Here is a 19,959-nt window from a genome sequence, read left to right as displayed (position 1 = left end):
TAAGACGCCGTTAACCAGGCCTGTTTACCTCTTGGTAAGGATTGCAGCGGTGGCGGAGCGGTCGATGTCGGACAAGATGCAGCTGGTGGTCGCGACGCCTTGCTTCGGCGGGCAGGTGTCGAGCATCTATGCGAGCTCGATCTTCGCGCTGCAGCGGGCCGTGCACGGCATGTCCAATCTCGAGCTCAAGGTTCTCCTGCGCGACGGCGACGCCCTGATCACGCGGGCGCGGGCCAACCTGGTCGCGATGTTTCTGGACGATCCCAAAGCGACGCATTTCCTGTTCATCGATGCCGATATCGGCTTCAAGCCGGAGCAGGTGTTCCGGCTGATCGAATGCGGCGCGGACGTCGTCGCCGGCTGCTATCCGATCAAGCGGGTCAACTGGGACAAGGCCGCGCGTGCGATCCAGTCAGGTCGGGCCGACGTGCCGGCGGCCTCGCTCGAATACGTGCTCGAGATCGAGGATCCCGACCGCATCGTGGTGGTCAACGGATTCACTCGCGTGCGCTATGCCGGCACCGGCTTCCTGATGATCCGGCGTCACGTGCTGGAGGCGATGTGCCGCCACCCGGACTATGCGAACCTTCAGTTCTTCCGCGAGCATTCCCATGATGCGCTGGCGGCGAGCCCGAACCGGTTCGCGCTGTTCGAATGCATGATCGATCCGGCGACCGGCACGTATCTGTCCGAGGACTTCGCCTTCTGCAAGCGCTGGACCGACGTCGGCGGCGAGATCTGGGCCGACATTCAGAGCCCGCTCGACCACGTCGGCCCGTCGGTGTTCCACGGCGATATCGCCTCGCAATTCGCAGCGGCGCCTGCGGCGGCGGCCGATGCCGCGGCGTGAGCCTTTCGGGATGAGCAGGGGCGCATCCTCTCGGCCGGAGATGCAACGCGCCGCCGCCGGCGGTTCGCGCTATCGCCTGCGCGATCTGTTCACGCCGCTCGACACACTGCTCGTTTCCGGCGGAGATCCGCGCCTGACGCTCCATCCCACGGGCCGCGTCAACGCCTATGGCTGCGCGGCTGCACCGGAGCAGGAGGTCTGGAATTTCGCCTCCTCGACCGCCTCGACGATCTCGCAGGCGGCCTATGACCGCGCCGCGCTGGCGCGCGAAGAGCTGATGCACAAGTGCCTGTTCGACGAGGTCGAGGTCGCTTTCGATGCACGCTGCGAGGACATGCGCGACGAGCTGCGCGGCCATCTCCAGCTCTCGCCGCGAGTCGACGTGGTGTTCTCGCCGTCCGGCACCGACTCCCAGCTCCACGCTCTGTTCCTGGCGCGCACGATGCTCGGCGCGCGGCCGGTGACGATCGTGGTCGGCGCCGACCAGACCGGGAGCGGCACGACCCATACCGGGCGTGGACATCATTTCAGCGCCCTGACCGCGAGCGGCTCTGCGGTTCGCAAGGACGGCGCGGTGGCGGGGCTGGCCGGCGCCAGCATCTCGCTGCCGTTGCGCGCGCCGGGGGCCGGGATCGCAATGCGCGCCGACGCCGATGAAGCGGTGCTGCAGGCGGTCGAGGCCACCATCGCGCAAGGCGCGCCCGTGCTGCTCCAGATCATGGATTCCTCCAAGCTCGGATGGCGTGCACCGAGCGCGGCCTGCCTTGACGAGATCGCGCGGCGCTGGCCGCGCAAGGTCCAGATCGTCGTCGACGCCTGTCAGGCCCGGCTCGGCCGCCGACGGCTGCGCTCTTATCTCGACCGCGGCTATATGGTGCTGATCACCGGCTCCAAATTCTTCGGCGGACCCGCCTTCAGCGGTGCGCTGCTGGTGCCGAAGGGCCTGTCGCGGTCGCTCGACCGCGTCGAGGGGATCGCGCCTGGAATCTTCGACTACGCCGGCCGCTGCGACTGGCCGATGGCCTGGACGGCGCTGCGTTCGCGCTTCGAGCGCCGCCCGAATTTCGGTCAATGGCTGCGCTGGGAGGCGGCGCTGGCCGAGATCGGCAGCTACTACGCCGTTCCCGGGGCCTTCCGCGCCGGGATGCTCGCCGAGCTCGCTGCCAGCATCGACAGCATGATCGCGTTGTCGCCATTGTTGCGCTCTGTTCCGGCCGCGACCAACATGGCCGGCATCGACGATGAGGAATTCGTGCAACCCACCATCTTTCCGTTCACGCTGCTGCGCGACGGCAAGGCGGTTTCGGTCGCCGAGACCACGTTCGTTCATCGCGCGCTGGCGCGTGACGTCAGCGCAGAGATCGGCGGCAGCGCGGAGGACCGTCAGATCGCCGCTCAGCGCTGCCTGATCGGCCAGCCGGTGCGGCTGGCGCGGCAGGACGAGACGGCGCAGACGGTGCTGCGCCTCTGCGTCGGCGCGCGGCTCGTGACCGAGGCCTGGTCGCCGGACAGGGCGGAGGCGCAACGCAACGTGCAGCACCTTATCGACCAGATCGCCCACGTCCTGGTGAAGATCGAGCTTCTGCTCGCCGGTGGCGCAGGCGCTTCCGTGCCGGCAAAGTCCGCGTTCGAGGTGTGAGATGCAGCATCCGGTTTCGGCGCCGATCGGCCTGACCGCGGCGAACTATGCCGACCGCATCGGCTTTGCGCAGCTGACGCGCCGGGCCTTCGAAGGCCTCGATCTGCATCCGTTGCGCGACCAGCTCGTCGCGCGCATCGCGGCAGGGACTGCGCTGGCGGGCGAGGGGCTGGACCTGTCGTTGATCACCCAGCTCCTGGGCGACAAGGATAGGGGGCTCGCGATCCAGTCCGAAGTGCTGGCCTTCCATCAATTGTTTCGAACGCCGAGCGCAGCCGCGAAGCCGGGCCTGCGCCTGCTCGCGCTTGCGGCCGACATCGACATGGGCGGCAATACGCCGATCGATTTTCTGCTCGAGGGCTCCGATGTCGAGCTGTTGACTCTCTATGTGATCAAGGGCGTCGGTTTGCCCGAGACCTTGCCGGAGCACGACGTGGCCATCGTGGTCGCGTCCGATTCCGAGGAATGCCGTGAGGCGCTCGCGCTGATCGACAAGGCCGAGCCGCACTGGCCGCGGCCGCTGCTCAATCGCCCCGATCGCATCGGCAATCTCGATCGCGACAAGCTGTATCGGCTGCTGACGGACGTGCCCGGCCTCGACATTCCCGCGACCATCCACGCAACGCGCGCGCAATTGTCGGACCTCGCGCAGGGGCGGATCGCATGCGCGGACATCGCAGGCGAGTTGCACTTTCCGATGATCGCGCGGCCGCGCGGCTCGCATGCCGGCGTCGGGCTCGCGAAGCTCGACGATGCGGCGGCGCTCGTGGCCTATCTCGCCGAACGGAAGGAGCAGGACTTCTTCGTCGCACGCTTCGTCGATTATGTGAGCCCCGACGGGCTCTATCGCAAGTATCGCCTCGCCATGGTCGACGGCAAGCCCTACGCGTGCCACATGGCGATCGCCGACCGTTGGGACATCTGGTATCTCAACGCCTACATGGCCTTCAGCGAAGAGAAGCGGGCCGAGGAAGCCGCCTTCATGCGCGACTTCGACCACGCCTTCGGCGGGCGCCACAGCAACGCGCTCGAGGAGATGAGCCGGCGCGTCGGCCTCGATTATTTCATCGTCGATTGCGCCGAGAACGCGAACGGCGAGCTTTTGGTGTTCGAGGCCGACAACACCGCCGTCGTGCACAACATGGATTCGCCGGTCGTGTTTCCCTACAAGCCGCCGCAGATGCGCAAGATCTTTTCAGCGTTCACGGCGATGCTGTTGCGGCATGCAAGGACAGGCACGGAGAGCGCAGCATGAACGAGATCATCCGCAATACGCAAAGCTCCGTCGCGAATACCTCGCTCGATCCGCAGGACTGGAGCGAGTTTCGCGCGCTGGCCCACCGCATGCTGGACGAGACGATCGACGGCATCGCCAACGTTCGGGCGCGCCCCGTCTGGCGGCCGATCCCCGATGACGTCCGTGCGGCATTCAGGGCGGACGTGCCGCGCGAGGCGAGCGACCTTGCCGAGGTCTATCGCGAATACTCCGAGCATGTCGCGCCCTATGCGACCGGCAACGTCCACCCCGGCTTCATGGGCTGGGTGCATGGCGGCGGCACCGCGGTCGGCATGCTCGCGGAGATGCTCGCCGCCGGCCTCAACGCCAATCTCGGCGGACGCGACCACATGCCGATCGAGGTCGAGCGCCAGATCGTCGACTGGATGCGCCGCCTGTTCCTGTTTCCCGAGAGCGCAAGCGGCATCTTCGTCACGGGCACGTCGATGGCCAATCTGATGGCTGTGCTGGTGGCGCGCACCACCGCGCTCGGCACGCTGGCGCGGCAGCATGGCATCGGCAATGACGGTGCGCTGCTCACGGCCTATACGTCGCAGGCAGCGCACGGCTGCATAGCGAGGGCAATGGATATCGCCGGGCTCGGTACGGATGCGCTGCGCAAGATCGCCGTCGATGCCGATCATCGCATCGACGTTGCCGCATTGCGCGCGCAGATCGCCGTCGATCGCGAGGTCGGCTTCAAGCCGTTCCTGGTGGTCGCCTCCGCCGGCACGGTCGATATCGGTGCGATCGACGACCTCAGGGCGATCGCGGAGCTGTGCCGCGAGGAAGGAATCTGGTTTCACGTCGACGGCGCTTTCGGTTCGCTCGCGATCCTGTCGCCGGAGCTTGCGCCGCTGCTCGGCGGCATCGAGCTTGCGGATTCCATCGCACTCGACTTCCACAAATGGGGACAGGTGCCGTACGACGCAGGCTTCCTGCTGGTGCGCGACGGCGAGCAGCATCGGCAGGCCTTTGTGCAGCCGGCGGCCTATCTGCGCCGCGAGGCGAGGGGGCTTGCGGCGGGCGCGGTCTGGCCCTGCGATCTCGGTCCCGATCTGTCGCGCGGCTTCCGGGCACTGAAGACGTGGTTCACGCTGAAGACGTTCGGCACCGACCGGCTGGGCGCGGCGGTTGCGCGAAGCTGTGCGCTCGCCAAGTATCTGGAGACGCGTGTGCTGGCTGAACCGCGGCTGGAATTGCTGGCGCCGGTCAATCTCAACATCGTCTGCTTCCGCTATCGCAGCAGCGATGCGGTCAATCGCGAGATCGTCGCCGACATCCAGGAGTCCGGCATCGCCGCGCCCTCGAGCACGACGCTGGACGGAAAGTTCGCGATCCGCGCCGCGATCGTCAATCACCGCACCGAGGAGGCGGACATCGATGCGCTGGTTGCGGCCGTGCTGCAGTTCGGTGGACAGCGGAGCGGCGGCGTGATCGAGGTCGACGCGCCGCCACTCGCAGCGCACTAATGCGCGATGAGATTTGGATGAATCGTCATCGCGCTTTAGGTTGTTGTTTGCGCATGATCCTTCCGGAAAACCGCTTCGCACTTTTCCGGATCATGCTTTAGCATCGATCCATGCCGAAACGACAATGGCCCCGGAGGCGATCCGGGGCCGTTGTCGTTGGCGCGAACGCTGTATCAGGCGGCGGAGCTGACGTCGTCCTTGTCCGTTGCCGCCTTGGGATGGGTGGCCTCGAACTGGTTGCGCAGCTTCTCCTCGTAGGCGATCAGCTTGCGGGCTTCCTTCAGCGCCCGGTAGAGGTCGCCGTTCAGGATGTTGTTGTTGATGCCTTCGATGATCGGCCAGGAGCTCGGCACCGCCGTGACGATGTCCCGCACCAGGTTGAAATAGGTGCCGTGCTGGGTCTGCGGATCCGGGGAGATGTACATGAGCTGGACCGCCAGATAGACGAGCTTGGCGGGCGTGTCGGCGGTCTCCGGCGTGAGGATGTCGCGCTCGCGCAGGATCGGCACGTTCTCGCCATCGATCAGGAGGCGAGCCCGCTGGTCCGTGTTGGTGATCACGGAATTGCCGACGATGATGCGTTCGTGCGGTTTGAGCTCGACCTTGAGGGCCATTCCTGTTCTCCATCAACGCTTGTTTTGATGAGCGGCGGTTGCGCCCCGGCGGATAACGGTGCCGACCCTGATTTGGCGCCAATCCTTGCTGAATATGGTTAACGGCAGGTAAAGGCCTTTCGGAGCGGGAGAAATCGCGAGAAATCTCAACGATGTACGATGTGCCGTAGGGGCGCGCCAAACGGCCGAAGCGGAGCCGGCGCCGGCCTTGCCCGGAAAGTGCGGCTTTCATTTCATCCTTTCTTAGAGGCTTGGCGGCACGGTTCCGCGGTCGCTTGGTCAAGAAGTGCCAGGCAAGACGCGTAGCTACCAGAAAGGTAACATCATGTCCGGTATCGTTCTCTCTTCGTCGGTTCGTCAGAACCTGCTCTCCCTCCAGTCCACCGCCGACCTGCTCGCCACCACTCAGTCTCGCCTGTCGACCGGCAAGAAGGTGAACTCGGCGCTCGACAATCCCACCAACTTCTTCACCGCCCAGGGTCTCGACAACCGCGCCGGTGATATCAACAACCTTCTGGACAGCATCGGTAACGGCGTGCAGGTTCTGCAGTCCGCCAACACCGGCATCACCTCGCTGCAGAAGCTGGTCGATTCCGCCAAGTCCGTCGCCAACCAGGCGCTCCAGACCACCACGGGCTATTCGGCCAAGTCGAACGTCTCGGCGACGATCACCGGCGCGACCGCGGCCGATCTGCGCGGCACGACGAGCTTCACCAGCGCCACCGGCACCAGCAACGTGATCTATGACGGCACCGCGGGCGGCACGACTGCCGCCTCGCTCACCGACACGCTCGGTGGTCTCGCCGGCTCGGCCGTCGGCACCGCTGCCAACGGAACGACCTATGTCAACGCTACCACCACTGGCGCTGTCATCAACGCTGCCACCACTGCTGCAACGGTGTTGAGCACGGCCAACGGCGGTGCCTTGACTGCGGGCAATGCGTTCGCCGTGAACGGCAAGACGATTACCTTCACGACGTCCGGCGCCGCTGCTGCGGATGCTAGCGGCAATTACACGATCGGTATCGACCAGACGGTCGGCAACCTGCTTGCGACCATCGACTTGGTCACGGGCAACACGACCAACGCGTCCAGCGTGAACGGTGGCGGTGCACTCGTGCTGAACACCGGTCTGAATGCGGATATTGCCTTGACCGATACGTCGGCCGGCACCCTCGCCAAGCTCGGCCTCGCGGTTTCGAATACTGCCACGCGCACCACCGCTGCGGGCGCTGCCATCACCGCCGGCACGAAGCTGTTTAGTGCCACCGGCGCCCTCGCGGTGTCGAGCACCGCGTCCGCCTTCGCTGACGGGGACACGCTGAGCGTGAATGGCAAGACCATCACGTTCAAGGCGCAGGCGGCTCCGACGACTGCTCCCACCGGCTCGTCGCTGGTCGGCAACAACGTCGTGACCGACGGCTCCGGCAATTCGATCATCTACCTCGGCACCAGCACGACCACGACCAACGCCACGGTTGGTGACGTGCTCGGCGCGATCGACCTGGCCAGCGGCGTTGCCTACAACAATGGCGGCACCGTGACCGCCAACGCCGGCCAGACCCTGTCGAGCATCGCCGCGGGCGCCGTCACGCTCAAGTCGTCGACGGGTGCTGATCTCAGCGTGTCGGGCAAGGCCGACGCGCTGAAGGCCCTCGGTCTGACGACCGCGTCAGGCTCCGGTACGGCGATCGTGAGCGCTGCGCGCACCACGAGCGCCGCCACGCTCGGCTCGCTGGTCCAGGACGGTTCGACGCTGAACGTCAACGGCAAGGTCATCACCTTCAAGAACGCCCCGACACCGGCCGCTTCGGCGAGCCACACCGGCATCTCGGGCAATGTTGAAACCGATGGCCTCGGCAACTCGACGGTCTATCTGCAGTCGGCGACCGTCGCCGACCTGCTGAAGGCCGTGGATCTCGCCAGCGGCGTGCAGACGGCAACCCTGAGTGCGTCGGGAGCCACCCTGACCACGGCGACAGGTGCGGCGAACTCCTCGCTCAGCGCCAGCGGCACGCTCAAGCTCAGCACCGGCGTCAACTCCGACCTGACGATCACCGGCACGGGCAACGCGCTGGCCGCCTTCGGTCTCAACGGCACCACCGGCAACGCCACCGCCTTCACTGCGGCGCGTGACTCGGCTGCCGGCGGCGTCAACGGCAAGACCCTGACCTTCACCTCCTTCAACGGCGGTACGGCGGTCAACGTCACCTTCGGCGACGGCAACAACGGCACGGTCAAGACCCTCGATCAGCTCAATGCTTCGCTGAAAGCCAACAACCTGAATGCGACGCTGGACTCCACCGGCAAGCTGACGATCTCGGCGAGCAACGACTACGCTTCGTCGACCCTCGGAGACGCGATCTCCGGCGGCGTGATCGGCGGCTCTCTGACCACGGCGCTGAGCTTCTCGACGGCGACTGCACCGACCGTCGATGCCAACGCGCAGACCACCCGCGCCAACCTGGTGAAGCAGTTCAACGACATCCTGTCGCAGATCAACACGACTGCCCAGGACGCTTCGTTCAACGGCGTCAACCTGCTCGGTGGCGACACCCTGAAGCTGGTGTTCAACGAGACCGGCAAGTCGACCCTGAGCATCACCGGCGTGACCTTCGATTCGGCGGGCCTCGGCCTGGCGAGCCTCACCGCGGGCACTGACTTCATCGACAACGCGGCGACCAACAAGGTCCTGGCCAGCCTCAACGCTGCCTCGAGCACCCTGCGGTCCGAAGCCTCGGCACTCGGTTCGAACCTGTCGATCGTGCAGATCCGTCAGGACTTCAACAAGAACCTGATCAACGTGCTGCAGACCGGCTCGTCCAACCTGACGCTGGCCGACACCAACGAGGAAGCGGCCAACAGCCAGGCGCTGTCGACCCGCCAGTCGATTGCGGTGTCCGCGCTGTCGCTGGCCAACCAGTCGCAGCAGAGCGTGCTGCAGCTGCTCCGCTAATCCGCGGCAGCCATCAGGTAGCAGATATGGCGGCGGGGCTTCGGCCCCGCCGCTTTTTTTGGCAGTGGTTCCGCCCGTGTCGCGTCGGATGACGGGACGGGGCAGGGCGTTAACGAACTGTTAACCGTACCCTTTAAGTCGGCGTTAACCATACTTTAAAGGAGAGACCCTACAACTGGACAAAAGCTCGTTCTCCAAGTCGGCGAGCCCGATTCGTACCCGGTGTCGCGCTTCAAGAGGAAGACCCGCTAATGTCCAACATCGTTCTTTCGGCCTCGGTTCGTCAGAACCTGTTGTCCCTGCAATCGACGGCCGATCTCCTGGCCACGACACAGCAGCGTCTGGCGACCGGCAAGAAGGTCAATACGGCCCTCGACAACCCCACGAACTTCTTCACTGCGCAGGGCCTGGACAACCGCGCCAGCGACATCAGCAACCTGCTCGATGGCATCAATAACGGCGTCCAGGTGCTCCAGGCGGCCAATACCGGCATCACCTCGCTGCAGAAGCTGATCGACAGCGCCAAGTCGATCGCCAACCAGGCACTCCAGACCACCGTCGGGTACTCGACCAAGTCGAACGTCTCGACCACGATCCCCGGTGCGACGCCCGCCGACCTGCGCGGCACGACCAGCTACACGAGCGCAATTGCCTCCAGCAACGTGCTGTACAACGGCACGGTCGGCGGCACGACTGCGGCTACCCTCACGACCACGCTCGGCGGCACCGCCGGCACCCTCACTGGCGCCGCGGCGACGGGCACGACCTACGTCAACGCTTCCACCACTGGCGCCGTCATCAACGCTGCCACCACTGCTGCAACGGTGTTGAGCACGGCCAACGGCGGTGCCTTGACTGCGGGCAATGCGTTTGCCGTGAACGGCAAGACGATTACCTTCACGGCATCCGGCGCCGCTGCTGCGGATGCCAGCGGTAATTACACGATCGGTATCGACCAGACGGTCGGCAACCTGCTTTCAACCATCGATTCGATCACCGGCAACACGACCAACCCATCCAGCGTGAACGGTGGTGGTGCACTTGTCCTGAACACCGGTCTGAATGCGGATATTGCCTTGACCGATACGTCGGCCGGCACCCTCGCAAAGCTTGGCTTGACGACTTCGAACACTGCCACGCGCACCACGGCGCCGATTGCCGCCGGCAGCATCAGCGGAACAACCACGTTGTTCGGCGCGACTGGTTCCTTGGCCACGTCCTCGCCCTATGCCGATGGCGATACGTTCACCGTGAACGGCAAGACCATCACGTTCAAGACGTCGGCCCTTCCGGCCAGCCTTCCCGCGGGCTCATCGCAGGTCGGCAGCCACGTCGTCACCGACGGCTCGGGCAATTCGACCATCTATCTCGGCGCCAGCACGACCTCGACCGCCGTCACCGTCAACGACGTGCTCGGCGCGATCGACCTCGCCAGCGGCGTTGCCTACAACAACGGCGGCACCGTCACGGCCAATCCCGGCCAGACCCTGTCGAGCATCGCGGCGGGCGTCACCACGCTCAAGTCGTCGACGGGCTCCGACCTCAGCCTGTCCGGCAAGGCCGACCTGCTCAAGAGCTTCGGTCTGACCTCCTCGAGCGGCGGCGGCACTGTCAGCATCACCGCTCCTCGCGTCACCGGGCCGACCAGCCTCGCCTCGCTCGTGCAGTCGGGCTCGACGCTGAATGTCGACGGCAAGGTCATCACCTTCAAGGATGCGCCGACGCCCACCGCCGCCTCGGTCGGGTCCACGCTCGGCGTTTCCGGCAACGTTGTCACCGACGGCAACGGCAACTCCACCGTCTACCTGCAGCAGGGAACCGTGGCCGACGTCCTCAAGGCGATCGACTTCGCGACCGGCGTGCAGACCTTCACCCTCAACGGCAATGGCAGCGGCACGCTCGCGACCGCGGCCGGCCAGACCAACTCCACCATCGCACCGAGCGGCGCGCTCAAGATCTCGACCGGCATCAACGCCGACCTCGCGATCACCAGCACCGGGAATGCGCTGCCGGTTCTGGGCCTCGCCGGCAACACCGGCACGGCCTCGGCCTTCACCGCTTCCCGCAATTCGGGCGTCGGGGGCATCAGCGGCAAGACCCTGACCTTCACCTCGTTCAACGGCGGCACGCCCGTGAGCGTGACTTTCGGCGACGGCACCAACGGCACGGTCAAGACGCTGAACCAGCTGAACGTCGCGCTGCAGGCCAACCACATGACGGCGACGATCGACGCCAACGGCGTGCTCACGGTCACGACCGTGAACGAATTTGCCTCCTCGACGCTGGGCTCTCTGGCTGCAGGCGGCGCGATCGGTGGCACCATCACCGGCACGTTGACGTTCTCGACGGCTCAGCCGCCGGTCGAGGATCCGGTTGCACAGACGGCGCGCGCGAACCTCGTCAACCAGTTCAACAACATTCTGCAGCAGATCGACACGACCTCGCAGGACGCGTCCTTCAACGGCGTCAACCTGCTCAACGGCGACACGCTGAAGCTCGTCTTCAACGAGACCGGCAGCTCGACGCTTGGCATCAATGGCGTTGTGTTCAACGCCGCAGGCCTCGGCCTCAGCAGCCTTGTCAGCGGCACCGACTTCATCGACAACGGTGCCACCAATCGGGTGCTGACGAGCCTCAACGCCGCATCCAGCACGCTGCGCTCGCAGGCCTCCGCGCTCGGTTCGAACCTGTCGATCGTGCAGGTGCGACAGGACTTCTCCAAGAACCTGATCAACGTGCTGCAGACCGGCTCGTCCAACCTGACGCTGGCCGACACCAACGAGGAAGCGGCCAACAGCCAGGCGCTGTCGACGCGCCAGTCGATCGCCGTCTCCGCGCTGTCGCTGGCCAACCAGTCGCAGCAGAGCGTGCTGCAGCTGCTCCGATAATCCGGACCATCGCCGGTCGAGACGTCGCGGCGGGGCTAGGGCCTCGCCGTTCTTTTGAGGAAGATCGCTAAGACAAGATTAGCCGCGATCGAGGCCGGAAGTGCGAACCTGGTTTACAGCATGCGTGCACGCATCTAACTTTGCTCGCGACGAAGAACTCCGCGTCCCGTAGTTATCCGGAGGGCCTGCATTCACGCACGTAAGCAAATCTTAAGCGCTGCTGCCTAGATTTGGGAAAGAAATCCTTAAGCCCCGTACACGGGCGAGGTAACCTCCAGGGTGATCAATGTCGAGTTCTGCTGCTTCAGCCTATGCGCGTGTCGCCACGACCACTGCGTCTCCTCGTGACGTTGAAGCACAGACTCTGCTCAAGGCGGCCAACAAGCTCCAGGACGCGATCAACAGCGCCGATCCACTCAGCGAGCAAACCATGCAGGCGCTGATGTTCAACCGCAAGCTCTGGACGATTTTCCTGAGCGAAGCGATGCGGGATACCAATCCGCAGCCGCTCGATGTCAGGCAGAAGATCGCGAACATCAGCGTGTTCGTATTAAGCCAGACTGCTGCTCTGCAGCTCGCTCCGAAGTTCGAGCACTTCCGTCCGCTGATCGAGATCAACCGCAACATCGCCGCCGGTCTGTCCGGCAGGTCCTAAGCGGAGACACGCCATGGCCGACGTCATGAGCATCCTGTCGAGCTCGTACAAGGCGGCCGGCATGTCGGTTCCCAGCAAGACGAAGTACGTCGCGGTCGACCCGACGCTCTATCAGGGCGCATGGACCGGCAAATATTCGGACGGCAAGAAGTTCTCGATCACCATCTCGCAGATCGACGGCTTTCGCGCCCAGGTCCATTACGAGAGCGGCAGTACGTCCCAGTACCAGCAGGTGCTGATCAAGGATTCGTCGTTTCGTTTCGGGAACACGAAGTTCACGCTGACCGGACCCGGCCAGGCGCAAGTGAAGAATGTCGGCACCGATCCTGCGACCGGATCAACCTATCTGGACACCGCCGTCGCCAAGCGCGCCACGTAAGCGTCAGGCGCTGACATCCGTGCTGAGTGGACGCGAGGGCTGAGACTTCAGATCTTCTGCATGGAAATAGGCACGCCGGCGCAGCATCGCCTCGTCCGGGAACTGATTCACCACCGTGTCGGTCCTGTCGTTGACGACCTGAAAGACGAAGGACGCGGCCGCCTGGTCGAACACGACCTGGCGCGAGATGTTCTCGTGGTTCGGCACATCATTACGCACCGGTGCGCCGGTATCGGCTGCGGCGAACGTCTGGCTCACCGGAAGATCGGTTTGCACGGCCTCGTTCGCCGCCGCATTGGACGTCGTCACGATCTGAATGGGGGCCGGGATCCCCACCGGCCTGATGCTGAAATCTGTACTCATGGCAGCCTCCTGGTTGCCTCACGTGAGTCAAATCCCAACCCCTCTAATCGCGCAAGCATGGAACACCAGGACTGAAGACCCGGTAAGGAAACGTGCCTAACCGCGCGACGCCGTGGCCGCGCGGTTTTTCTTAAAATTGTCGTTTGTTCTCGTATCCGCTCAGAGCGAGCGGCTGACCGCCAGCGGGGTGATATGGCGCGGACCTGGCGCTGCGCGGCGCCCCGCGGCCGTATAGGTGTTCGGCACGTTGCGCTTCTGGATTTCGGCGTTGACGCCGCGCACGACGCTCTCGGACACCGCGTGCGCGGTCGCGAGCACGGTGAGATTGACCTGGAGCATCGCGCGGAACGCATCGTGGTGGCGATGCAGCGTCGAGAGCAGCTCCGGCGCGGACTTTGCGAGTTGCGGCTGGTTGGCCTTCAACTGGCTGACGGCAGCGACGTAATTGCGCGACAGCTCCTGCTTCTTGCCTTCGAACGACATCGCCTCGCGCACCTTGCCGGCGCGGACGAGCTCGGTCTCGCGCTCGATCAGCCCGAGCAGGGCGTTCATCGCATCCATCAGCTCTTCGGCGAGCTTGCGCGCCTCGCTGCTGACGGGCGCGGTGTTCGGACGCTGGGCCTGCATCGGCTGACGTGAGGCGTTGAAATGGTTCATCTCGTTTGACCTTATGCCGTCCGGATCGTTTTCGCCTGCTGCAGGATGAGAGTACGGTAGACGTCGCTGGCGACGCCGACGCCGCCGGCCTTGGCGAAGTTCTTGGAATATTGCTCGGTCAGCATCGAGCGCCACACGCCGGTGCCGGGCGTATCGCCGAACGGGCCTTCGCCCTTCAGGCCCGAGGTCATCTGCGCGAACATGCTGTTGAGGAACATCGCCTCGAAGTCGGTGGCAGTCTTCTGTGCCTTGGCCTGTTGCTGCGGCGAGACCTTTTGCAGTGCGGCGGCGAGCTCGAAGTCCGGCCGGCCGTTGCGGCTCTCGACCGAGAAGGCCGAATTGGTGGCGAGGCGAGGGGTGTTGATCGCGCTGGTCTGCATCACATCACCTCGATATCGGCTTCGATGGCGCCGGCGGCCTTGATCGCCTGGAGGATGCTGATCATGTCGCGGGGGCCGATGCCGAGGCCGTTGAGGCCGTCGACGAGCTGCTGGAGCGAGACGCCGTCCTTGACCAGCGCCAGCTTCTTGCCGTCCTCGGTCACGGTGACACTGCTGCGCGGCGCGACCACGGTGCGGCCGCGCGACAGCGGATTGGGCTGGCTCACCTGCGGGCTCTCGGAGATCGTGACCGTGAGGTTGCCTTGCGCCACCGCGACGGTGGCGACGCGGACGTCGCGGCCCATCACGATGATGCCGCTTCTTTCGTCGATGATGATTTTGGCGGCGAGATCAGGGTCGACCTGGAGCTGCTCGATTTCGGTGAGGAAAGCGACGACGTTGCCCTTGAACTCGGGCGGGATCGACAGCTGCACCGTCGAAGGATCGATCGGCTCGGCGGTCTTGACGCCGAGATAGTCGTTGACCGCGGCCGCGATGCGCTTGGCGGTGGTGAAGTCGGCGTTGCGCAGCGCCAGGCGCACGTTCGGCAGTCGGTTGAGCGCGAACTCGATCTCGCGCTCGATGATGGCGCCGTTGGCGATGCGTCCCACCGTGGGCACGCCGCGCACGATCTTGGCCGCCTCGCCCTCGGCCTGGAAGCCGGAGATCGCAAGCGAGCCCTGCGCCACCGCATAGACGTTGCCGTCGGCGCCGAGCAGGGGAGTGACCAGCAGGGTGCCGCCCTGGAGATTCTTGGCATCGCCGAGCGCGGACACGGTGACGTCCATGCGCGTGCCCTGGGTGGCGAAGGCCGGCAGGTTGCCCGTGACCATCACGGCGGCGACGTTGCCGGTGCGGATGGTGGCGCCGCGGATGTTGACGCCCATGCGCTCGAGCATCGCCTGCAGCGACTGCTTGGTGAAGGGAATGTTGTTGAGCGTGTCGCCGGTGCCGTTGAGGCCGACGACGAGGCCGTAGCCGATGAGCTGGTTCTGCCGCACGCCCTCGATATTGGCGAGATCCTTGATGCGCGAGGTCGCCGCCGCCGAGGTGACCGACAGCGTCAGCGCCGACAGCGCGGCACAGGCCAACCCAACAATCCTCACCCAACGAACGCCTGGCATCTCTGCTCCCCAAGACCCCTCAAAAGCGGCCCTCAAATCGGAAAGGACTTGCACGACACTCCCATGACGAGCTGGTCCGGCGCTTTCCTTGCGAGCGCTGTGCCAACGCCTGATAGCGAGGGTAGGTGGCTGAATAGGTTGAATAAATCTGTTTCGACCGGTGTCAGCACTGGTTCGCCCTGAGGAGCGAAACTGCCGCCTGTCGGCAGATTTTGCCGGGCCGTTTACGCACCGTTAACCATAAGACAGCGAAGGTGAGGCATCGATCACCCGGATTCTTTCCGATGCGCATCTACGGACCGAACGGCACCACGCTTGGAGCGCCGGCCAGTCAGGCCAAGCGGACGGGCTCCAGCAGCTTCGTGCTGCCCGACACCTCATCGGCGCAGGAGACGCGGAGCGCTGCCGCACCGAAGGCCGCCGCCAACATCGATGCGCTGCTGGCGTTGCAGGGTGTCGAGGAGGATCCGGTCGAGCGCCGCAAGCGCTCGGTCGCCCGCGGCAGGACTGCGCTCGACGTGCTCGACGATCTCAAGATGGGCCTGTTGTCCGGCAATCTCGACGCCTCGACCGTGATGCGCCTGCGCGATGCCGCCGCGAACCTGAAATCGTCCTCCGGCGATGCCGGCCTCGATGCCGTGCTCTCCGAGATCGAGCTGCGCGTCGAGGTCGAGCTGGCGAAGGCCGGACAGGGGTAAGAGTCATCCGTCACCCTCTCAGGATGACGGAAATCCCGTAAGCGTTCTTCGTTCGCCTACGCCGCTTCCTCCTTCAGCTGCGCGTCATAGCGGCGCTGGGCGGCGAGCACGTCTTTCAGATTCTGCTCGGCCCAATCGCGCAAGGGATCCACCGCCGCCGCCAGCGTCAGGCCGAGCTGGGTGATCGAATATTCCACCGTCACCGGCACGGTTGCGATGGCACGGCGCCTGATCAGGCCGTCGCGTTCGAGCGACTTGAGAACCTGGCTCAGCATCTTCTGCGAGATGCCTTCAATCGTGCGGCGCAACTGATTGAAACGCATCGGCTCCTCGCGCAGGAGCAAGAGGATCAACACCGCCCATTTGTCGCCGACGCGATCGAGGATTTGGCGGGTGGGGCAGTTCGCTGCGTAGACGTCGGGTTGCATCGTCGGTCCTCGGAAATCCATACCGTTGCTTGCGGTCCGCGTGTCGGTGTCGATCAGTTACCTCAGCGTAATCAGGTAAGCACAAAGTGCTCTCTTAACACCAGCATTCTTTGCGATATCTAGTCTCCGCTAGTTACTATAGAAGCAAGGGAGCCTTCCATGAAAATCGCAGTCGCCGGCGCCTCGGGCCGGGCGGGTTCGGAGATCACCAAGGAACTATCCCGCCGTGGCCACGCGGTCACGGCCATCGCCCGGAACCCCGAGAAGATCGCGACCCTGCCGAACGTCACGCCGACCAAGGGGGATGTGCTCGACCAGGCGGGCCTTACGAAGCTGTGGGCCGGTCACGACGTCGCCGTGAGTTCCGTGCACTTCCTGGCCAGTGATCCGCTCAAGCTGATCGGTGCGGCGAAGGACTCCAAGGTCGGTCGTTACCTCGTGGTGGGCGGCGCCGGCAGCCTCGAGGTTGCTCCAGGCGTGAAGCTGGTCACGACTCCCAATTTTCCCGCCCAATACAAGGCTGAAGCGGAGGCAGGCTCGGCCTTCCTGGACCTGCTGCGGCAGGAAAAGGACCTGAACTGGACCTTCATCTCGCCCTCGGCGCTGTTCGTGGAGGGGGAACGCACGGCTAAGTTCCGGCTCGGGACCGATCAGCTTCTCGCAGATGCGAACGGCAAGAGCTGGATCACCTTTGCCGACTACGCCATTGCGCTTGCCGACGAAATCGAACGGCCAGCCCACCTGAAGCAGCGCTTCACGGTCGGCTATTAGGGCCGCCGGCCGCCTCCAGGCCCTTAAGGATAAACCTTCCTGTGCAAGGGCTTGGGGGCGAGCACCGGGCGGTGAGGGAAATATTGTCTGTCACGGGAGGCCACTATATAAGGCCCGGCTCAACGGACCCCGGTCCGTCCACGAGTCGTTACTTAAGAAGATAGGCCTCCCTTGGAAAAGTTGAAAAACTACCGACCGACCGACAAAGAGCCTTTCATGAACGACCGGCAGAAGGAGTACTTCCGTTTGAAGCTCCTCGCCTGGAAGGATGAGATCCTCAAAGAGTCCAAGCTCACCCTGCAAGCCCTGCAGGAGGAGAACGTGAACCACCCCGATCTCGCCGATCGGGCCTCGTCCGAAACCGACCGTGCCATCGAACTCCGCGCCCGCGACCGCCAGCGCAAATTGATCGCCAAGATCGACGCCGCGCTCCAGCGTATCGAGGACAACACCTACGGCTATTGCGAGGAAACCGGCGAGCCGATCTCGTTGAAGCGGCTCGAGGCCCGGCCCATCGCGACGCTCTCGGTGGAAGCGCAGGAGCGCCACGAGAAACGCGAGAAGGTCTATCGCGACGAATAGGGTCCGAGCCGCAGAGATGCGGCTCTTTGTTTTTGGACGCAGGGCGCCGTTTCGCGCCGTGCCCGGCATATTGCCCGTGGCTTGCCGTCGCGCCCACCAGCGCGATCGCGAAAAGTGAATCGCGATCAACGGGCTAGACTGGATTGCTCCGAGCTCACGTGAGTTCGGATCAGAAACAGCCTTCACTTCAGGTGCGGGAGGTTTTGCGAGTCGCATCAACGAGATCGACTCGAAGGTTGAGACGCTGATCCAGCTGCATCAAGCATCGCTGCAATCAGGCCTGCTGCGACGTCTCAAGACGGGTATCGCCATAAAGCCTGGACCAGCTCAATATTTCCTTAAACGCCGGCAACAGGCCGTAGGCCGCATCGGTCAGCTCGTACTCGACCCTCAACGGCTTCTCCGCGAAGGCAGTGCGCGACACGAGGCCGTCCTGCTCGAGCTCGCGCAGCCGCATGGTCAGCATGTGCTGGGTGATGCCGCCGATCGAGCGCCGCAAGGCGCCGAAACGAACCGCGCTGTTCATCAACGCTGAACAGGATCTCCAGCTTCCACTTGCCGCCGATGGTGCGGATGGCCCGCTTGCAATCGGCGAGCAAAGCGGGATCGGGGCTGCAATCGCAGTTGCCGTCGCAAACGCTAGACGATGTCGATCCTCGACATCGCCCGCGTGCTGCGGCGGGAACTCGGGCCACGGGCGCGCCGGGTTCCGCGGCTCCAGGCTCCGGACTGGCTGGTGCGGCTGGCCGCGAGCCGGATTCCGCTGCTGCGTGCCGTCGTGCCGATGCTCGGAAAGGTCAGACATCAGCGCCAAGGCACGGTCGCTGCTCGGCTGGCAGGCGCGCTCCAACGAGGAGGCGATCCAGTCGAGCGCCGAGAGCCTGATCCGGCTCGGCCTCGTCAAGAGCTGAGGGACGTCACCTGCGCTTGTCAGGCCGGAGCGGGGATGCTGAAGTGCCGCCTTCGACTGCGTAGCGTGGGAGGCGGCGCCGATGGACAAGATTCTCGAAGCCGCAAAGGCGATCGCGCTGGCGCGCCGCAACCATGCTCCGCTTGCGGCGCTGGAACGTCCTCCTGCGGACGAAGCCGAGGGCTACCAGGTCCAGCGCACCCTGCACGATCTGCTGCTGCCGCATGCCGGCCCGCTCGTCGGCTACAAGATCGGCTGCACCAGCCAAGTGATGCAGGACTATATCGGCATCCCGCACCCCTGCGGCGGCGGCGTGTTCCAGAAGGGCGTCCACGACAGCGGCGCCAAGCTCGCCGCCTCCAATTATGTCCGTGTCGGCGTCGAATGCGAGATCGCAGTGCGGCTCAAGCGGGACCTCGCCGCCGGCGAGGCGCCGTTCACGGCCGAATGGGTCGGCGAGGCGGTCGAGTCCTATCATCCCGCCATCGAGATCGTCGACGACCGCTATGTGAAATGGGAGACGATGGGCGCCCCGACCCTGATCGCCGACGATTTCTTCGCCGCCGGCTGCGTGCTGGGTCCCTCGGTCCCGCGCTCGTCGGTGCCGGACCTCACGGCGGTCAAAGGCCGCGCCATCGTCAACGGCGAGGAGGTCAGCCACGGCACCGGCGCCGACGTGCTCGGCCATCCCCACAACGCGCTCGCCTGGCTCGCCAACCATCTCGCCGCCGAAGGCAAGGGGCTGCACGCCGGGCAGCTCGTGCTCACCGGCAGCCTGGTGAAGACGCTGTGGCTGAAAGCCGGCGACAAGGTGCGGATGGAGCTGGACGGGCTGGGGGTGGTGGAAATGGAGTTTACGTGAGGGGGGCGTTGCGATCTCGTGCCCCGGACGCAGCGCAGCGCCGCCCTGTCGATGCGAAGCATCGTCCAGGGAGCGGTGCGCTGCAGAGCCGGGGCCCACGTTGCGGCATTCTGTTGGGGTGGACGGCCCCCGACGGCATCAGTGTGCCAGAATGAGGTCGGCCGCCTCTTGCCAGCAGGGGGCCCGTCCACATATGGGTCCCGGCTCTGCGCCGCATCGCTGACGCGATGTGGCTTGTCCGGGACAGGCGAGAGATGAACATCCGGCAGACAACAATTTCGTCTTTTTCCGTCGAGACCCAAGTCGCGGGACAAGCCTTCGCATCCTCGCGGCAGCTTTGCCCGAGGTTTGCAATCGTCTTGCCCTCCTGAAGATCAAGAAGGCGCAGGGAAGGCCGGGCGCCAGCTGGCACCCGAAGTCCCGCGTGTGCAAGGATGCGCACGGGGTGGACGACA

19 protein-coding genes and 1 pseudogene are annotated in these 19,959 nt (G+C 64.9%); 13 read left to right on the top strand and 7 right to left on the bottom strand.

All coding sequences use genetic code 11. The annotated features are described in order from the left end of the window. Positions 1-64: 64 nt before the first annotated feature. From N2604_RS29115 to N2604_RS29100, 4 genes are read left to right on the top strand one after another with little or no spacing between them, the layout of a single operon-like run. The gene (locus tag N2604_RS29115) at positions 65-850 is read left to right on the top strand and encodes a hypothetical protein (protein WP_260371486.1); all 786 of its coding nucleotides are present in this window, start codon (positions 65-67) and stop codon (positions 848-850) included. Positions 851-860: 10 nt separating this feature from the next. Beyond that, positions 861-2,489: a hypothetical protein gene (locus N2604_RS29110; RefSeq protein ID WP_260371485.1), complete on the top strand. Its 1,629-nt coding sequence runs from the start codon at positions 861-863 to the stop codon at positions 2,487-2,489. A gap of 1 nt (position 2,490) precedes the next feature. Continuing rightward, positions 2,491-3,744 carry a RimK family alpha-L-glutamate ligase gene (locus tag N2604_RS29105; protein WP_260371484.1) on the top strand — a complete coding sequence of 418 codons (1,254 nt, stop codon included), beginning with the start codon at positions 2,491-2,493 and terminating at the stop codon, positions 3,742-3,744. Next, positions 3,741-5,237 (top strand): aspartate aminotransferase family protein, encoded by a 1,497-nt coding sequence (locus N2604_RS29100; RefSeq protein ID WP_260371483.1) that lies wholly within the window; start codon positions 3,741-3,743, stop codon positions 5,235-5,237. The genes N2604_RS29105 and N2604_RS29100 overlap by 4 nt, the downstream gene beginning before the upstream one ends. A gap of 173 nt (positions 5,238-5,410) precedes the next feature. Here the strand turns inward: N2604_RS29100 and flbT are convergent, their stop codons facing one another. Continuing rightward, positions 5,411-5,851 (bottom strand): flagellar biosynthesis repressor FlbT, encoded by a 441-nt coding sequence (gene flbT, locus N2604_RS29095; RefSeq protein ID WP_260371482.1) that lies wholly within the window; start codon positions 5,849-5,851, stop codon positions 5,411-5,413. Between the two features lie 325 nt (positions 5,852-6,176). Here flbT and N2604_RS29090 point away from each other — a divergent pair, with 325 nt between their 5' ends. From N2604_RS29090 to N2604_RS29075, 4 genes are all read left to right on the top strand, one after another. After that, positions 6,177-8,807 carry a DUF1522 domain-containing protein gene (locus N2604_RS29090; protein WP_260371481.1) on the top strand — a complete coding sequence of 877 codons (2,631 nt, stop codon included), beginning with the start codon at positions 6,177-6,179 and terminating at the stop codon, positions 8,805-8,807. A gap of 251 nt (positions 8,808-9,058) precedes the next feature. Further along, positions 9,059-11,695, top strand: coding sequence for a DUF1522 domain-containing protein (locus N2604_RS29085; RefSeq protein ID WP_260371480.1), 2,637 nt, complete (start codon positions 9,059-9,061; stop codon positions 11,693-11,695). Between the two features lie 286 nt (positions 11,696-11,981). Further along, a complete protein-coding gene (gene flaF / locus N2604_RS29080) occupies positions 11,982-12,350 on the top strand; it encodes a flagellar biosynthesis regulator FlaF (protein ID WP_260371479.1) in 369 nt (122 codons plus the stop codon). A gap of 13 nt (positions 12,351-12,363) precedes the next feature. Next, positions 12,364-12,729 carry a hypothetical protein gene (locus N2604_RS29075; RefSeq protein ID WP_260371478.1) on the top strand — a complete coding sequence of 122 codons (366 nt, stop codon included), beginning with the start codon at positions 12,364-12,366 and terminating at the stop codon, positions 12,727-12,729. Between the two features lie 3 nt (positions 12,730-12,732). Here the strand turns inward: N2604_RS29075 and N2604_RS29070 are convergent, their stop codons facing one another. The 4 genes from N2604_RS29070 to N2604_RS29055 form a co-directional block, all read right to left on the bottom strand. After that, positions 12,733-13,092, bottom strand: coding sequence for a hypothetical protein (locus N2604_RS29070; RefSeq protein ID WP_260371477.1), 360 nt, complete (start codon positions 13,090-13,092; stop codon positions 12,733-12,735). 159 nt (positions 13,093-13,251) lie between these two features. Beyond that, the gene (locus tag N2604_RS29065; protein ID WP_260371476.1) at positions 13,252-13,749 is read right to left on the bottom strand and encodes a hypothetical protein; all 498 of its coding nucleotides are present in this window, start codon (positions 13,747-13,749) and stop codon (positions 13,252-13,254) included. 11 nt (positions 13,750-13,760) lie between these two features. Further along, on the bottom strand, positions 13,761-14,129 hold the full coding sequence (gene flgJ, locus N2604_RS29060; protein ID WP_172782865.1) for a flagellar assembly peptidoglycan hydrolase FlgJ: 369 nt from the start codon (positions 14,127-14,129) through the stop codon (positions 13,761-13,763). Continuing rightward, the gene (locus tag N2604_RS29055; protein ID WP_260371475.1) at positions 14,129-15,253 is read right to left on the bottom strand and encodes a flagellar basal body P-ring protein FlgI; all 1,125 of its coding nucleotides are present in this window, start codon (positions 15,251-15,253) and stop codon (positions 14,129-14,131) included. The genes flgJ and N2604_RS29055 overlap by 1 nt, the downstream gene beginning before the upstream one ends. 284 nt (positions 15,254-15,537) lie before the next feature. Here N2604_RS29055 and N2604_RS29050 point away from each other — a divergent pair, with 284 nt between their 5' ends. Next, positions 15,538-15,951, top strand: coding sequence for a flagellar assembly protein FliX (locus N2604_RS29050; protein ID WP_260371474.1), 414 nt, complete (start codon positions 15,538-15,540; stop codon positions 15,949-15,951). Positions 15,952-16,007: 56 nt separating this feature from the next. Here the strand turns inward: N2604_RS29050 and N2604_RS29045 are convergent, their stop codons facing one another. After that, entirely contained in the window at positions 16,008-16,379 is a 372-nt protein-coding gene (locus N2604_RS29045) for a helix-turn-helix domain-containing protein (RefSeq protein ID WP_260371473.1), read from the bottom strand. 159 nt (positions 16,380-16,538) lie between these two features. Here N2604_RS29045 and N2604_RS29040 point away from each other — a divergent pair, with 159 nt between their 5' ends. Further along, positions 16,539-17,150 carry an NAD(P)-dependent oxidoreductase gene (locus N2604_RS29040; protein WP_260371472.1) on the top strand — a complete coding sequence of 204 codons (612 nt, stop codon included), beginning with the start codon at positions 16,539-16,541 and terminating at the stop codon, positions 17,148-17,150. 216 nt (positions 17,151-17,366) lie between these two features. Next, entirely contained in the window at positions 17,367-17,732 is a 366-nt protein-coding gene (dksA, locus tag N2604_RS29035) for an RNA polymerase-binding protein DksA (RefSeq protein ID WP_085966600.1), read from the top strand. Positions 17,733-18,006: 274 nt separating this feature from the next. Here the strand turns inward: dksA and N2604_RS29030 are convergent. Further along, positions 18,007-18,331, bottom strand: a pseudogene (locus N2604_RS29030) (winged helix-turn-helix transcriptional regulator). A gap of 171 nt (positions 18,332-18,502) precedes the next feature. On the opposite strand from N2604_RS29030, the gene N2604_RS29025 reads away from it, so the two are divergent. Both N2604_RS29025 and N2604_RS29020 read left to right on the top strand, forming a co-directional pair. Beyond that, on the top strand, positions 18,503-18,643 hold the full coding sequence (locus N2604_RS29025) for a hypothetical protein (protein WP_260371471.1): 141 nt from the start codon (positions 18,503-18,505) through the stop codon (positions 18,641-18,643). An 81-nt stretch (positions 18,644-18,724) separates the two neighbouring features. Beyond that, positions 18,725-19,504 (top strand): 2-keto-4-pentenoate hydratase, encoded by a 780-nt coding sequence (locus tag N2604_RS29020; protein WP_260371470.1) that lies wholly within the window; start codon positions 18,725-18,727, stop codon positions 19,502-19,504. The last annotated feature ends 455 nt before the right edge of the window (positions 19,505-19,959 follow it).

Origin of the sequence: Bradyrhizobium sp. CB1015, assembly GCF_025200925.1 — a bacterium.
Classification (GTDB): Bacteria; Pseudomonadota; Alphaproteobacteria; order Rhizobiales; family Xanthobacteraceae; genus Bradyrhizobium.
Note: the sequence above shows the minus strand (reverse complement) of the source record. Positions and strands in the feature narration are given on the sequence as shown.